At 44.8% G+C, this 14,721-nt stretch carries 18 protein-coding genes; 9 read left to right on the top strand and 9 right to left on the bottom strand.

Annotated features, from left to right (window positions below):
* Positions 1–112 precede the first annotated feature (112 nt).
* The 3 genes from BUC30_RS05190 to BUC30_RS05180 all read right to left on the bottom strand — a co-directional run bounded on the left by BUC30_RS05190 (position 113) and on the right by BUC30_RS05180 (position 2,661).
* Positions 113–1,315 (bottom strand): alpha/beta hydrolase, encoded by a 1,203-nt coding sequence (locus tag BUC30_RS05190; protein WP_139260788.1) that lies wholly within the window; start codon positions 1,313–1,315, stop codon positions 113–115.
* Positions 1,316–1,474: 159 nt separating this feature from the next.
* Positions 1,475–2,086, bottom strand: a complete 612-nt coding sequence (locus BUC30_RS05185) for a DUF1349 domain-containing protein (RefSeq protein ID WP_073423830.1) — start codon at positions 2,084–2,086, stop codon at positions 1,475–1,477.
* A 35-nt stretch (positions 2,087–2,121) separates the two neighbouring features.
* Positions 2,122–2,661: a flavodoxin family protein gene (locus BUC30_RS05180; RefSeq protein WP_072977139.1), complete on the bottom strand. Its 540-nt coding sequence runs from the start codon at positions 2,659–2,661 to the stop codon at positions 2,122–2,124.
* Positions 2,662–3,115: 454 nt separating this feature from the next.
* Between BUC30_RS05180 and BUC30_RS05170 the strand changes: the two genes are divergently transcribed.
* Positions 3,116–3,973: a fibrobacter succinogenes major paralogous domain-containing protein gene (locus BUC30_RS05170; protein ID WP_073423828.1), complete on the top strand. Its 858-nt coding sequence runs from the start codon at positions 3,116–3,118 to the stop codon at positions 3,971–3,973.
* Between the two features lie 52 nt (positions 3,974–4,025).
* On the opposite strand, the gene BUC30_RS05165 is transcribed toward BUC30_RS05170, so the two are convergent.
* A complete protein-coding gene (locus BUC30_RS05165; RefSeq protein ID WP_244536487.1) occupies positions 4,026–4,316 on the bottom strand; it encodes a type I restriction-modification enzyme R subunit C-terminal domain-containing protein in 291 nt (96 codons plus the stop codon).
* Between the two features lie 179 nt (positions 4,317–4,495).
* On the opposite strand from BUC30_RS05165, the gene BUC30_RS05160 reads away from it, so the two are divergent.
* Complete coding sequence (locus BUC30_RS05160) at positions 4,496–5,377, top strand: LysR family transcriptional regulator (protein WP_073423827.1); 882 nt, start codon at positions 4,496–4,498, stop codon at positions 5,375–5,377.
* Positions 5,378–5,400: 23 nt separating this feature from the next.
* Positions 5,401–5,889 (top strand): GNAT family N-acetyltransferase, encoded by a 489-nt coding sequence (locus BUC30_RS05155; protein ID WP_073423826.1) that lies wholly within the window; start codon positions 5,401–5,403, stop codon positions 5,887–5,889.
* Here BUC30_RS05155 and BUC30_RS05150 read toward each other — a convergent pair.
* The gene (locus BUC30_RS05150; protein WP_073423825.1) at positions 5,874–6,665 is read right to left on the bottom strand and encodes a hypothetical protein; all 792 of its coding nucleotides are present in this window, start codon (positions 6,663–6,665) and stop codon (positions 5,874–5,876) included. The two genes, BUC30_RS05155 and BUC30_RS05150, sit on opposite strands and share 16 nt — an antisense overlap.
* Before the next feature lie 167 nt (positions 6,666–6,832).
* Between BUC30_RS05150 and BUC30_RS05145 the strand changes: the two genes are divergently transcribed.
* A complete protein-coding gene (locus tag BUC30_RS05145; protein ID WP_244536486.1) occupies positions 6,833–8,302 on the top strand; it encodes an ATP-binding protein in 1,470 nt (489 codons plus the stop codon).
* A gap of 2 nt (positions 8,303–8,304) precedes the next feature.
* Here BUC30_RS05145 and BUC30_RS05140 read toward each other — a convergent pair whose 3' ends face one another.
* Together BUC30_RS05140 and BUC30_RS15860 are read right to left on the bottom strand one after the other, a co-directional pair.
* Positions 8,305–9,093 (bottom strand): ZIP family metal transporter, encoded by a 789-nt coding sequence (locus BUC30_RS05140; RefSeq protein WP_073423823.1) that lies wholly within the window; start codon positions 9,091–9,093, stop codon positions 8,305–8,307.
* A gap of 30 nt (positions 9,094–9,123) precedes the next feature.
* Complete coding sequence (locus BUC30_RS15860) at positions 9,124–9,315, bottom strand: hypothetical protein (protein WP_139260787.1); 192 nt, start codon at positions 9,313–9,315, stop codon at positions 9,124–9,126.
* 200 nt (positions 9,316–9,515) lie between these two features.
* Here BUC30_RS15860 and BUC30_RS05135 point away from each other — a divergent pair, with 200 nt between their 5' ends.
* The 3 genes from BUC30_RS05135 to BUC30_RS05125 all read left to right on the top strand — a co-directional run bounded on the left by BUC30_RS05135 (position 9,516) and on the right by BUC30_RS05125 (position 11,820).
* Positions 9,516–9,779 carry a type II toxin-antitoxin system RelB/DinJ family antitoxin gene (locus BUC30_RS05135; protein ID WP_073423822.1) on the top strand — a complete coding sequence of 88 codons (264 nt, stop codon included), beginning with the start codon at positions 9,516–9,518 and terminating at the stop codon, positions 9,777–9,779.
* 111 nt (positions 9,780–9,890) lie between these two features.
* On the top strand, positions 9,891–10,898 hold the full coding sequence (locus BUC30_RS05130; RefSeq protein ID WP_083555511.1) for an FISUMP domain-containing protein: 1,008 nt from the start codon (positions 9,891–9,893) through the stop codon (positions 10,896–10,898).
* Positions 10,899–11,223: 325 nt separating this feature from the next.
* Positions 11,224–11,820, top strand: coding sequence for a class I SAM-dependent methyltransferase (locus BUC30_RS05125; protein WP_073423820.1), 597 nt, complete (start codon positions 11,224–11,226; stop codon positions 11,818–11,820).
* A gap of 22 nt (positions 11,821–11,842) precedes the next feature.
* On the opposite strand, the gene BUC30_RS15760 is transcribed toward BUC30_RS05125, so the two are convergent.
* Both BUC30_RS15760 and BUC30_RS05115 read right to left on the bottom strand, forming a co-directional pair.
* The gene (locus tag BUC30_RS15760; protein ID WP_083555509.1) at positions 11,843–12,214 is read right to left on the bottom strand and encodes a DUF2442 domain-containing protein; all 372 of its coding nucleotides are present in this window, start codon (positions 12,212–12,214) and stop codon (positions 11,843–11,845) included.
* 31 nt (positions 12,215–12,245) lie between these two features.
* A complete protein-coding gene (locus tag BUC30_RS05115; protein ID WP_073423819.1) occupies positions 12,246–13,172 on the bottom strand; it encodes a PD-(D/E)XK nuclease family transposase in 927 nt (308 codons plus the stop codon).
* 209 nt (positions 13,173–13,381) lie between these two features.
* On the opposite strand from BUC30_RS05115, the gene BUC30_RS05110 reads away from it, so the two are divergent.
* Positions 13,382–13,819 carry a hypothetical protein gene (locus tag BUC30_RS05110; protein ID WP_073423818.1) on the top strand — a complete coding sequence of 146 codons (438 nt, stop codon included), beginning with the start codon at positions 13,382–13,384 and terminating at the stop codon, positions 13,817–13,819.
* A 14-nt stretch (positions 13,820–13,833) separates the two neighbouring features.
* Complete coding sequence (locus BUC30_RS05105; protein ID WP_073423817.1) at positions 13,834–14,430, top strand: fibrobacter succinogenes major paralogous domain-containing protein; 597 nt, start codon at positions 13,834–13,836, stop codon at positions 14,428–14,430.
* Positions 14,431–14,721 lie beyond the last annotated feature (291 nt).

Here is a 14,721-nt window from a genome sequence, read left to right as displayed (position 1 = left end):
AAAAATTTAATTCAATAATAAAAAGGAGATCCCCACCTTGGTGGCCATGCGCACTAAGCACTAAAGTGCTAAGTGCTGTCCGCCCGCCTACGCGGGGATGACATCAGTCAAGTTACTTCAAGTTCGTCTTGAAGAATTCGTTCAGCTTTTCGAAGGGGATTTTTTCCAGGTTGTCGTAGAGGTCCACGTGGGAGGCTCCGGGGATAACGAGGAGTTCCTTGTTGCCGACGGTCTTGCTCCAGTTCTTGGTGGCGTCAAGTTTTGCGGGGACGTTCGCCTTCTTGCCGGTCATCTTTTCGAATGCGCCTTCGCCGAAGTAGCGGCTGTGGGCCTTTTCGCCGTGGATGATGAGCACCGGGTTACGGATTTCGTTGGCATATGCGAGGAGTTTCGTGTTCATGAGCGAGGTGCCTGCGGAGGCGGCCCAGCCCTTGTTGCTGTTGAGGGAGCGTTTATGATAGCCGCGCGGGGTCTTGTAGTAGGCGTAGTAATCCTTGACAAAGTAAGGAGCGTCGTCCGGGAGCGGGTCAATAACACCGCCGGCCAGGTCATACGTACCGTTCTTGAAGTCCTTGGTGCGCTGGGCCATCAATGCCTTGCGGGCCTCGTTACGGGCATCGGCGTTGTTTGCGGAATCGAAGTAGCCGTTTGCGGTCACGCGGCTCATGTCGTACATGGTCGAGGCAACCGTCGCCTTGACGCGGGTGTCAATGCCGGCGGCGTTAATCGCCATGCCGCCCCAGCCGCAAATGCCGATGATGCCGATGCGTTCCGGGTCAACGTTGTCGCGGGTCGAGAGAAAATCTACAGACGCCATGAAGTCTTCGGTGTTGATGTCCGGGCTGTTCATGTAGCGCGGCTCGCCGCCCGATTCGCCGGTGAAGCTCGGGTCGAATGCTATGGTCAGGAATCCGCGTTCCGCCATCTGCTGGGCGTAAAGGCCGCTGGACTGTTCCTTGACGGCGCCGAACGGGCCGGATACTGCAATCGCCGGGAACTTGCCATTCACCTTAAGGCTCGTGTCTTTGGGCACGAACATGTCGGCGGCGAGTTCAATGCCGAAGTGGTTCTTGAAAGTGACCTTGGAATGTTCGACCTTGTCGCTCTTGGGGAAAACCTTGTCCCATTCGGCGGTGAGCGTGAGCTTGTTCATATTTTCTTCCTTTGTCTGTTGTGTTGCAGAGGCGGTTTCTGTTGCCTGCTTTGTTGTCGACAAGGTCCCTGAGCTTGTCGAAGGGGCTTTTTCGGGGGAGCATGCCATCAGGGTGCATGCGGAAACCACGGCGAGCGCTGCTTTAAAGAATTTGGATTTCATGATTTATCTCCTATTTAAAAATTCAACTCTTCTTGTCATGTCCGCGCAGGCGGACATCTCCCTTTACATTTTTAATATTATTTATTCCCTGTACAATAGCAATTGCTTATTTACTATGGCTTGTTATGCTTTTTAGGCATGAATATTTAATAAACAAATTCAATCAGGTTGCTGGCCGTCGTGAGCTTTCCACAGGCATTCCGTCAATGCAAAGTCTGAAAATTTTGCCAAGAACGAGGAATCTTCAGGGCTACAAGCGTAAATACCAAAGCGGATTTTACCAGCACCTTCCCACATGTGGCAAATGCGCATTTGCGTGAAGTTTTTTCCATCTTGCGAGCATTCTACGCAATAGTCACTTTCTCGACGGCTAAAGCGGAACCACATCGTTTTAATTTCGGCACTGATAGCAGTCGTAGCCCAGTCGGAATAACCGTGGTTGGTTACAACCGAACCAAGATGCTGGAATTTTTCATTTTCGTATTCAACAGATGCTTTCAGCCAATTTTCAGAATCAAGATACATAGCGATTCCGCACTGATCGAAGCGATGATGGCTTCTAGAAAAGTCTGTTTTCATGACAAACGAGAAAAATTTTTCCTCCGTTTCAATCTGAAGAACCGGCGCATTGTCGTTGCGAAAACGGTAATAAGTTCTTTGCCAGAGATCCGTATGCGGATCGGTCACGATGCAAATTTCATCCTCGCCAACTTTGTAAGTTGCAGGTTCGCGAGTCCATTTCAGGTCGGCAGTGTCAAAAACTTGCTTCATGAGGAATTCCTTTTTTCATAGTTGATCACCCCTTATTAAACTTTCTTTCCCATGGCGAACGCTTTTTTTAGGAGCGCGGAATTCTTCTTGACGTCGCCGGCGCTTTCGGCACCCGTGGCGCAGAGGGCGCCCTTGAGTTTCACGCCGTCGAAACAGGCAATCCACCCGCCAATGCCGCGCTTCGCGATGTTCATGGCCTTCGCGTCGGTGTCGGCAGCAGACGTGAGCAGGTAAATCTCGCGGAACTTATAATCGCTGGAATAGAGGGAATTCGCACGGTCGAGCATGGTCTTGAGCTGGCCGCTCATCTCGTAATAGTAAATCGGCGTCGCGAACACGATGACGTCAGCCGATTCCATCTTCTTGGTGATGGCGGGAGCGTCGTCCTTGATGACGCACTTGCCCTTCTTCTGGCAAGCAAGGCAGCCCATGCAAAAACCGATCTTCTTGCCGCGTAGCGACTCGAATTCCACCTTGTTGCCCGCCTCGGCGGCACCCTTCGCGAACTCCTGCGCCAGGGTTTCGGAGTTGCTACCCTTACGCAAACTGCTGGACAAGACCAATACTTTTTTCATAGGTTCCTCTCGGTTGAAGTCTTTACATGTTCAAATATACCTCTTTTTTCAGATATTGCAAATACTTTGTTTTCATAACTAGATATGCTTATAAGGCATGGATTTAAGCGGCATAAAAAGGCGGGGCTTTGATTGTTTTGCTTCGTGCGCGAAAAGTAATTTCCTACACATTTATGCACTAAACATAAGGGCTCTGCTAGGCCAATCCGTACGCCCGACCTCGGCTAGCAAACTTTCCCGAATCCGTAAACCCCTTCCAGGCTGTTTATTCACTGCGTAACCGTAGTTTTTAGGCTGTTTCGGCGGGTTCCGACTTCGCAGCGTTTTCGCAGTTTTGACCCAAAAGTACGGTCTGACTTGACAGAGCCTGAAAGATAGCCTCTTTTGGTTGCAAAAAATATTCGATGCCTGAATAATTATAAATTTGTCTAGAATTTTGATTAATGGAGGAAGCATGAAAAATATTTTGTTTGCGATGGGGATGGCTGCGTTTTTGACGGCCTGTGATGATGCGGCGTCCGCAACCGATAATACCCCAAATAAAAATCAGGACAATGCCGAAGTGCAGGGTGATTTGTCTAGTGACTCTGAAGTGATGGCGCAATCCTCGTCATCCAGGCGTGAATCGATAGGATCCAGTAATAGTGCCGACCAGCTTTCGTACTGCAAAACCGAAACGGAAGACAATTGCGAATACGGTACAGTAATCGATGACCGTGACGGGAATACCTATAAGACGGTGAAAATCGGCTCGCAGGTTTGGATGGCCGAAAATCTCAAATTTGATTCCGATAGTATAAAAAGTGAATGCTATGGATATCAGGCAGAAAATTGCGAAAAGTATGGACGATACTATTTATGGCATACGGCGATAGACCGCCCTGAAAAGGAGTGTGGACATGGCGACACTTGTTCCTTGCCGCAAGGAAACATCCAGGGCGTTTGCATGAAGGGGTGGCACCTGCCAAGTAAGGATGAGTGGGAAACTCTGCTTGAAACTGTGGGCGGAAAGTTAACCGCAGGAATGATTCTCAAATCGCAGTCGGAATGGTATGACGACAAGAACGGCGTTGATGCATTCGGCTTTTCGGGAGTCCCCGGAGGGCGCTTGCAGGACAACAGCTATTTTGACAATAAGGGCTTTATGGGCGAGTTTTGGAGTTCCACCGAGTATTTAGGGCCCTTTACAAGCTCTACGGAATATCAGAATGGCGGCGCTTACGTAATGTTTTTACATTACAACAACGAGAATGCTGCCATAGTTCACGAACTTAAATACTTCGGACTAAATGTCCGCTGCGTAAAGGATTAGGAATGCGACGTAAAGACCGAGAAGTATTGGGCGACGAAAATATTGCAAAAAATTACGCTACATACAACGTCTTCTGGAAATCGGTGAAGAGTTTCTTCAAATCCTTGCCGGTCACACCCATTTTATCACAGGCGTCCTTGATGGTGCCGTACTTGAGTTTGACGAGCTCGGGCAGCTGATTCAATGATAGTTCATCGACTCCGTTTTCCACGTATTGCTGCAAGACGAATTCCATAAAGGGAACTTGCTTTTCGGATATTTCGTTCAGGATTTCTTCGTGCATCAAGCGGGCTCTTTCGGCGCGTTCCATGGGGCTTTTGTTGTAAGCGATGAGTTCCAGCACATCAAGCAGGTCGCATTTTTCGTTTTAGGGGGCGGAGCCCCTTAGGCGAGGGGGTGGAGAGCAACGAAGTGCGAACCAGGGGGAGACTTCCCCCACCGTCAAATCAATCAGTTATTCCTTTCGGGCATTATTTTTGCAATTTCATACCCACGGGGCTTGAATTTTATTAGTTTTCGGGTATGGAACTTCGAGTTTTGCGGTATTTTCTGGAGGCGGCGCGGTTGGGGAATGTCTCGCGCGCGGCGGATAATCTTTGCGTGACGCAGCCGACGGTGAGTCGCCAGCTCAAGGAGTTGGAGGAGGAACTGGGCGAGAAGCTTTTCGAGCGCACGAACTACGCGATTCGGCTGACGCCTGCGGGGGAACTCTTGCGTGAGCGTGCGGAGGATATCCTTTCGATGGCGGACAGGACGGTGCAGGATTTCAAGTCGCTGAAGGAAGACGAGGTGGTGGGTGAAATCGCCATTGCCTGCGCGGAATCGCGGAACGTGAACTTTCTTTCGAAGTGCATCGCGATTCTCCGGGACGACTATCCGAAGATTAAGTACAACTTATATTCGGGCGACAGCGAGCGCGCTTTGGAAAAGTTGGACAAGGGCATTTTCGATTTCGCGGTGGTTGTAGACAACGTTGACTTGGAAAAATACAACTGCCTTGCGGTGCGTTCGGTGGACCGCTGGGGAGTGGTGATGCGTCGCGACGACCCTTTGGCCAAGCGGGATTTCATTGAGCCGAAGGACTTGCTCGACAAGCCGCTGTTGGCGTCGCGCCAGGCGATGGTGGCGGATTTGCCGAAATGGTTCGGCGACGATATTTCGAAGCTGAACGTGATTGTGGGACTGGATCTTTCGTACAACGGTTCGGTGCTTGCCAAAGAGGGCACGGGCTACCTGCTCACTTTCGACGGCCTGGTGGATACGAGCCGCAGTTCGCGCCTGTGCTTCAGGCCGCTCATGCCCGAACTCACCACCAACATGTACATCATTTGGCGGCGGAGCCAGCAGTTCACGCGGGCGGGCGAACTTTTCCTCGACACGCTCCGGCACGTGCTGGGGGAATAAAAAGAAATTAGAGGATTATTCTCATGCTTAAAATTGAAGAATACAGTACAAAGTATATCAACGACGCGATTGAAATCTGGAACGATATCGTCGAAGACGGAATCGCGTTCCCTCAGAAAGATGCGCTTGACCCGCAGACGGGTGACGCCTTTTTCAAGTCGCAATCGTTCACGGGTATTGCTCTTGATACGGACTCCGGCGAGGTTGTGGGGCTGTACATTCTCCACCCGAACAATGTCGGGCGCTGCGGGCATATTTCGAATGCAAGCTATGCGGTCAAGAAGAACAAACGCGGCCAGCACATCGGTGAATTTCTCGTAAAGGATTGCCTCGCGAAGGCAAAGGAAATCGGCTTCAGGATCTTGCAGTTCAATGCGGTTGTCGCCACAAACACGTCGGCACTCAAGCTCTACAAGAAGCTCGGATTTACGCAGCTCGGCGTGATTCCCAAGGGTTTCTTGCTCAAAGACGGGAACTACGAAGATATTATCCCGCACTATATCGAACTGTAAACGTAAACTCCTGAACGGGTCGAAACAAATTTTCCGTTGAATGGTTTGTTTAACGTTCCGTAAACTTTGATTGGGCAGAACAGAGGTGTCTCAGGTGGTTTTTCTTTATCGAGAAGGTCCAGTTGCAGAGTGTCACCTTTGATGAACACTCCGATTGATTTGACATATTTTCTAGGATAGTCTAATTGCGACGGGAAAACAATGATGTTCTTCCCGTTTTTTTCTTCGACAAATGCGGTGTCGGAAAAGTAGTGCTTGTTTATTTCTTGTTCGTCGAGGATGCAATCCGATATGGAATCCAGAGTAACGAAATTTTCGTCGTAGCGGATGATGGAATAAGCGCCCATAGCTGCTAGGTAATTCTCTTCTAGTTCTCTTTTTAGCGAAGTGTAGACTAGAACGGGGCAGGCGAGGCCGGGTACGGCTGTGCTTTCTTTTTTTCGTTTCATGGAAACGATCAACGTGTCGTTTGCGCTGCGAGTTGCGATGGTGTAATTGTCTCTTAAATCATTGATATTTGCAGGGAATGTGAGTCTCCATGTTCCGTCAAAATATTTAAGGTAGATTTTATTTAATGCGATGAGTCCTTCAATTGAATCGGGATTGATGATGCATGACGAAATTGAATCCAGAATCAGTGGGCTTTTTTCGTTGTTTGCGAAAACGCATTCATTTCCGTTTGCCCCGCTAGAATTGTCGCTTGAACAGCCTAAAATGGCAAATGATGTAAATAGTATAGCCAATGCATGGGTGAGTGCGATAGACTTTTTGTTCATGTTAATCCTCCTTACTGTATTGATAATTACTTAATATAAAGTAGTAAAATTGGTTGGCTAAAATTGATAAAAATTGCAAAAGTCATGAAAAAACTTGACAATGTATTGTCTTTTTTTTATGATACCCTTGAAAAAGAGTGTTTTTGTTAGAATTTGTTGATTCTCTAATGAAAAATATTTATATTAACTCTAGAGTAAATAACTTTAAAGTTAATAACTTTGGAGTAAATAAGATGTTTGTCGGACGTAAAAGAGAATTAAAGCTTCTTGAAGATCTTTATCGGTCTAAGAAATTTGAAATGCTAATCATGCATGGTCGTAGGCGCGTGGGCAAGAGTTTTCTTTTGGCTCACTTTGCCTCGCTTCATGAAAAGGATACTGTGTTCTTTACTGCTGACAAAGGGAGCGAAGCCAATAATGTTCGTAATTTTTGTACGGAATTGAAACGGGTATTAAATGCTGGCGATTTTTTGAATTCACTTGAGACTTGGCAGGATGTCTACTCGTTCATCGATGGTGCCGCTTTTTCTAAACGTGTGAATATCATTATTGACGAGTTTACTTATTTGTACAATTCAAATCCTGTATACGATTCGGGGCTGCAGAATGCTATTGACCGAATTCTGAAAAAAAAGAACATTTTTTTAATTTTGTGCGGTTCTGAAGTTTCTGTTATTGAGGACTTGTTTGATGATTCGACCAAACCTTTATATGGTCGCAAGACTGCCGATTTGAAATTGCAACCATTTTCATATAAAGAATCTAAAGAATTTTTCCCCAAATATAGTGACGAAGAAGTCCTAACGGTTTATTCAATTCTTGGCGGTATTCCTCTATACCTTTCTCTTTTTGACGATTCCGTTTCTATTCGCGAGAACGTCATCAAAAATTGCCTTTCTACAACGGGCTACTTATACAATGAAATTGATACGTTGCTTCGCATGGAACTCAAAGAAACGCTTTTTTATAAGAATATTCTGCTTGCTATCAATTCTGGTGCTTCGACGCTTAATGATATAAAGATGAAGGTTGGAGAAGAAGGTGCGAAGATTGCAAAATACTTGAACGTCCTTCAAAATTTGGGATTTATCAAAACAGAAATCCCTGTTGGCGAAAAAGGCAAGGCTCGCAATACGCTTTATTCTATTGATGATAACTACTTTGCGTTCTATTTCAGATTTATCTATAAACATTTGAATATGTTGAACGGACTTATTTCGCCTGAAATTTATTATGATAGGGAATTTACGACTGAAAGTTTAAATGGATATATTGGGCATCGATTTGAAAGAGTGTGCTCGCAGTTTATTATGGAAAAATCCTATAATGGCGAGCTTCCGTTCTTTGCTGAACAAGTTGGACGCTGGTGGGGTAATAACCCTCTTGTGAAACGTCAAGAGGAAATAGACATTGTTGCCCAAGATGAGAATAATGCCATTCTTTGCGAATGTAAATACACTGAAAAGGCGTTTGATGAGACTGAACTTTCTGACTTGCAGGCGTGCGCACCGTGTATTAAACGCGACAATTTGTATTTTTGGATTTTTTCCAGAAAGGGCGTCACGGCTGGTGTCAAGAAGAAAATAAAAAATCTGGGCAATTACAAGGTTATTTCGATAAAAGAATTGTTTGCTTGATTTTAAAGCGCGCTGTCGAGTGCCATCATGAGTGTGAAGCCGACGGCGAAGAGAATGGTGCCTGCGTCAAAGTGGTCGCCTTCGCTCACTTCGGGGAGCATTTCTTCGACGACAACGTAAATCATTGCGCCTGCTGCAAACGAGAGCAGGTAGGGCATAAATGGCGAAAGGATTTCGGCAGCGATTAAGGTAATCAAGGCACCGATGGGTTCGACAGCTCCGGAGAGCGCTCCGAGTGCAAATGCTTTTTTGCGCGTTGCGCCTTCTGCTTTTAGCGGGAGCGAAACGACTGCTCCTTCAGGAAAGTTTTGTATCGCGATACCGATGGAAAGAGCGAATGCGGCCGAGAGCGTGATGGCGACGTTCCCGGAAAGCCAGCCTGCAAAGACGATGCCGACAGCCATGCCTTCGGGTAAATTGTGGAGCGTCACGGCGAGCGTGAGCATCGTAGTGCGTTTGAGTTTTGCTCTCGGACCTTCGGGAGTTTTGCTGCCCAAATGCAAATGCGGTGTGATTTTATCCAAAATATATAAGAATAAAATACCAGCCCAAAACCCAACTGCGGCGGGTGCAAATGATAATTTCCCCAAATGTTCGCTGGCGCTGATGGCCGGGAGGAGCAGACTCCAGACGGATGCTGCTACCATGACGCCAGCCGCAAATGCTAAAAGTCCGCGCTTGAGGTTCTGCTTCATTTGCCCGCGGATAAAGAATACGCAGGCTGCGCCGAGAACCGTCCCTAAAAACGGGATGGTGAGGCCTTGGATAATGGGTAAAATGGGTTGAGTCATCGATGTTGGTACTTGATTGCTTAGCGAAGATTATGATCTGTTTACTACGCTTGTTCTGTTTCCTTTTTCGTCAAATATCCATATTTCTTTTCCGTGTCTTACAGAAACTGTTTCTGAAGTAAAATTCACAAGTCCTTCTGCAGTGTCTATGCTTCCTGATCTGTTGCCGTCTTCGTCTATGATCCAGTATAAATTTCCGTGTTGGGTAACGTTTGAAATCATTTTAGCCTCTATTGGTGTGTGTAATACAATTTAAATAAAAAATAATATAAATATCGTGCTTGGTTTGGTTGCGGACTGGTTTTGTTTGTTTGCGTGAATATGAATGTATTTCTGCAAAATAGATACATTTGCATAATATTGGTTGCATTTCATTGTGAAAACAATTATTTTTAGTAAAAATGCATCTCAGAAGGTCCGTTATGGCTCAAGCAACAATTTCAGCACGTGTCGATTCTAAGGACAAGGAACGTTTTGACGAGTTCTGTGAAAACGTGGGCATTTCTACCTCTGCCGCCATCTATATGTTCGTCAAGAATGTTATCAACGAGCATAGGATTCCTTTTGAAATTCGCGAACCCCGAGCTGCTTACAACGCTAAAAATATGGCGTTCTTGAAAGAAGGTATTGAAGCTCTTAATGCGGGAAAAGGCGTTGAACACGAACTGATTGAAGAAGATGACTAATGAAGAAAATTTGGTTCGAAAAAGCATGGGCTGACTATCTTTACTGGCAGTCACAAGATAAAAAGACTCTCTAAAAACACTCGAAAATTTAATTTCAAAAGGGATGATAAAATGAAAAAGACGAAAATGAACATGCTTATTCTAGGAATTGTATTCCTGTTTGCAGATTTGGCTTTGGCTAAAAATCCAGTTGGAACAGATCCTCTGAAATGTGTTTTTAACAAAAGGGGCTTGTATCGGCAAGTGCCTACATGTTTTTATTCATGTGATGATGGTTCGGAGTTGACTGACTGTTACAATACGAACATTGTCTATTTTTGCGTGAATGAAAATGAAGCCTATGAAAAGAAACCTCAACGTTGCAAAACAAAAGAGGAAGTTGCTGCAGACAAAGAACGTAGGAAAAAAGAGCGTGAAGTTCGTGATGCTGAACGAAAAAAGCAGAAAGAGGAAGCTCTTCGTGCTGAAGAAAAAAAGGAACAGCAACGGCTTGATGATATTGCAAGCAGGTCGGAAACAATTACGGATTCAAGAGACGGACATGCGTATAAAGTTGTGAAAATTGGTGACCAAGTGTGGATGGCGGAAAACTTGAATTATGCCGATAGCGCAAATTATCCGAGTTTACGTGGGCGTTCTTGGTGCTATAATGATGATAAAGAAAAATGTGCTAAGTATGGTCGTTTATATACTTGGTCTGTAGCGATGGATAGTGCCGGGAAATTTTCAAAGAATGGGAAAGGATGTGATAGTGAAAAAAAGTGCTCTTCAAAACGTCCTGTTCGCGGAATTTGCCCTTCGGGCTGGCATTTGCCTGAATCATTGGAATGGAAAAAATTGTATGAAACGGTAGGGAAAAGCTGGGACGCTTTGATGCAGAAAGATGAACGCCTTGGAAGGGAAGACAAGTTTGGCTTCTCTGCTCAAAAATCCGGCTATTATGGTTATGATGGATTTGAGATGGTTTTTGATGAACTTGGTTCTTTGGGATATTTTTGGAGTGCTTCGGACGATAGTGCAGAAACTGCGATTGGTGTGGTGGTAGGAACGAATTTAGAGAATAATTTTTTGTATAAAGGCAAGACGAACGGATATTCAATTCGTTGCGTTAAGGACTAAAAAATTTGCCGTCATTTAATCTGTTGGCTTTAGAAAATTCAAAAGGACGCTCGCCAAGCGTCCTTTTCTAATGCATGGTTTGATTGTAATTTGCCAAATCTACCCTGAAAAACATGCGTTTGGTAAATTATAACGCATTGGTTTTATTGAAAAATGCGTCCGATTGGAGTGGTCGTAGAGTGACCGCGTGTGTATATTTGTAGTAATCAAGATGGCGGATCATGCTTCGACATAGCTCAGCACAGGTGTCCGCCATGACGTTGTTAGCCACCGAAACTATATAACGTAAAAAGGGAGAGGCCTCGCGGTTGCGAGGCGTAATTTTATGAGCTTGAATATTTGGGATGTCTTTGCGCCGGTTTATGAATTTGCAATGCGTTCGCAGAAGGATATTTATGATTTTATGTATGGGCGAATTGGCGAGGTCGCGCGGGGCAGGGATGTACTTGAACTGGCGACGGGTCCGGGGATGATTGCGCGGCATATTGCGCCTCACGCGAATCATGTGGTTGCGACTGATTTTGCTCCGAAGATGATCGAGACGGCTCGCAAGGCGAAGAATCCGGAGAATGTGCGTTTTGAAGTGGCTGATGCGACTTCGTTACGGTTCATGGACAAAGCTTTTGATGTGGTCGTGATTGCGAATGCTCTCCACATTATCCCGGAGCCCTCGAAGGCGCTTGCGGAAATCCGCCGCGTCTTGAAAGATGACGGCGTGCTGATAGCTCCGAACTTTATATTCCCTGCTGACGGCAAAAGAAACTTGTGGCAAAAGCTTTTGAGTCTTGTCGGTGTCCGCTTTGCGCACGAATGGACGGAAGACGAATACAAGTCTTTTTTGAAAGGGAATGGCTGGACGATAACGGAAAATTGCGTTATTAAAGGGCGGATTGATTTAGCCTACGTGGAATGCAAGAAATAAAGACTATTTCGCTTCTATAAATTCATACCTTGTATTTTTTCTTGACATCGGAAAGGACCATCGCTGCAGGGCGGGTGCGACCTTTCAGCATGTCATTGTATCCTTTTTCGAGTTCCGTGTCGAGGCGCTCTTTTGACCATTTAGCGGCATTTTCGGGAACCTTTTGCAAACTCTTGATGAATTCTGGTGCGAAATCAACGCCGTTTGACCATGTGATTGTGTGTGCTTGCAGGCTGAAATCTTTAAATGTGTTGATGTTCGCTAGTTGTTGCACGATTGCGCGATGATCGGACTTGACGACTTTTTCAAAATCAGCGATGATACGACATCCGTCATTAAATGCGACGGAAATCTTGTAATCACCAATGTATTTTGCTTCGGTCACGTGCAGCATGAACTAAACCAATGGGGCTATTTTACGAAGCTTATGCAGGTGCGTCAGTTTCCTCAAGTTCTTTCTTCAGCTTGAGTACTTCCCTTTCGGAAAGCTTGGTAATTCTAGAAATTTTTTCTACAGAATCACCTTCGGCGAGCATTGCTTGGGCGTCATCTATCTTTGCCTGAAGATAAGACCCTTGTTTTTCGTAAAGCATGTCCGTCATTCCGTCAACCTCATTCAGAAGAGTTTCGTCGGTGTACCCTTTTAAAGATACATCTTTTGCAAAGTCCTTGTCAAGTAGTTTCTTTAACTTGTCTTCGGGAATATCTCTGTCCTCAAGGACATCGCGGAAAATACGCAACATTTCAGCCCTGTCAGACTGCTCGCGACATTGTGGCGATGTGCGATCATCAATTGCAAAGAACTTATCCAATTCTATCAGAAAAATGTCCAGTTTTTCGTAGAAAAGACTATGGTTACGAACCAACTGTACGTGATGCAGATAGGAGTTGTGCTCCCTTGGAAATTGATTTTCGGTTAGAATGGAAAGCACATAGATATGTGGGAGCTTGTAATCTTGAGCTTTCTTAACTGTACGTGAAACGACTCGGGCTGCGTAGTAAATGAGCCGATCGATAAAAAGAGTATTGAAATTTTGTTGGATTTCGATAAGTACTGGTTCGCCCGCCTGCGTTGTGCCGTAGATGTCGAATATGGCGGTTTTGTCATTCAGCACGCCAGGGTTTTCAGGTACGCCCAGTGTAAATGTTACGATAGCTTTATCGCCGGAAAGCCCTAGCATAGCATTTAGGAATTTGACGGTTCGTTTGGGCTTGGCTTCGTTCGCCATAAGCATCTTAAAGATGCCGTCGCTGAATGGATAAACGTTTTTGTATTTCTTACGGTAATCAGCCAAATGTTCGGGATGCTCATGTACGTCCTTGACAAAGGCGATGAATTCGTTTCGCGTCATATTACCTCCGTTCGCCTACATGCATAAAAAGGCGAAAATTCTAAAACTACTCACTTGAGCACTGAAAATATAAATCACCGAAAGGCAAATGTCAAGAGGTTTTCGAAAAAATGGAGAGACTGCAAAAAATGGATGAGCTTTTATGGTAGAACAGACTTTGCTATATTTGCGAAGGCTTAATAAACTGTTTGGAGCAGAAGGGAGCTATTATGAAAAAGTTGACCATTGTTTTGGTTTTGCTTATGTCTATGATGTCGTTTGCAGAACAATGTTATTTTCAAACTCGACGGAAGAGTTATGACTCAGGGACGTCTGTAAAGAAGATTTCCTGCCAAATATTAAAAAATGCGCAACAGGATGTTGTTTTCTATAATGGTCGTGATAATTATGCTCGATATTTTGGACGGCAGTTTGGCAAGGAAGGGAATCTTATTGTTGAAATTGACGGCAAAATACTTATGACTAAGTTTTATTACGCCCTAGGCGAATATAGATACTATGGGCAAATTATATATAGTGGTGCTAATGTGATGAGTTGTCAAACTACCACTAGTACAGGGTATTGTGATAGTGTTGAATACACTGAATTTGGAAGTTATTTGCGGGATTTTCTTAGTTCTCCCGCGAGAAAAAAGAAACGTAAATAAGAAGGGGGGTATTTATGAAAAAGTTTATTTTATTGTTGCTTTGTCTAGTTAATATATTGTTTGCTGGATCATTTAGGGACTCTCGCGATGGGCAAGTTTATAAAACCGTGAAAATTGGAAATCAGGTTTGGATGGCTCAAAATTTGAATTATGAGATGAATGAAAGTGCTTGTTATGAATTTAGTGAACGGAATTGCAAAAAATACGGTCGTCTTTATACATGGAGTGCTGCTAAATTTGCGTGCCCTAAAGGATGGCATCTACCGGATACTACGGAGTGGATTGAATTGTTTGAGACTGTTGGTGGATCTGATATTGCTGGAAAAATGTTAAAAAGTAAAAATGTTTGGAAGGGCGATGAGAGGGGAAATAATGCTTATGGTTTTTCTGCTTTGCCTGCAGGACAGGTAAAGAATGGAGGCTTTTGGGGATTGGGCATTCATGGTAGTTTTTGGACATCGTCGACATATATGAATCGACCTACTTATCAACATGTAGATCCTAATGTTTACATATGTCTTGCAACATTTTTGATGGATTCTGCTTATAAATGTTCTTATACTCGAGAATATGATGATGGGTATTCAGTCCGTTGCGTTAAGGATTATTAGAAATGAAAAAGTTTAGTTTTTGACTTGTGATAACTATTCTTTTGCTGGGTGCATTTTCCGCATCCGCGTATAATTTCAAGTGCCAATCGCGTAATGGTTGGGCGCCTGGGAATGGTCGATATAGCTATCAGGGCGAATGGATTGACTATTTTAAAGTCTATGCTAAAGCGGGGGAATATGTGCTGTTTTATTACCCTAAAGGTGGGAAGGGATATTGGTTCCCTAGAAATAAATGTTACGAAATTTAATTCTTAAAAACAGAAAATTGCCCCGGATTTCTCCGGGGCAATT

Origin of the sequence: Fibrobacter sp. UWB7 (assembly GCF_900142945.1) — a bacterium.
GTDB lineage: Bacteria > Fibrobacterota > Fibrobacteria > Fibrobacterales > Fibrobacteraceae > Fibrobacter.
The sequence above is the reverse complement of the archived record's forward strand: the minus strand, read 5'-3'. Positions and strand labels throughout refer to the sequence as shown.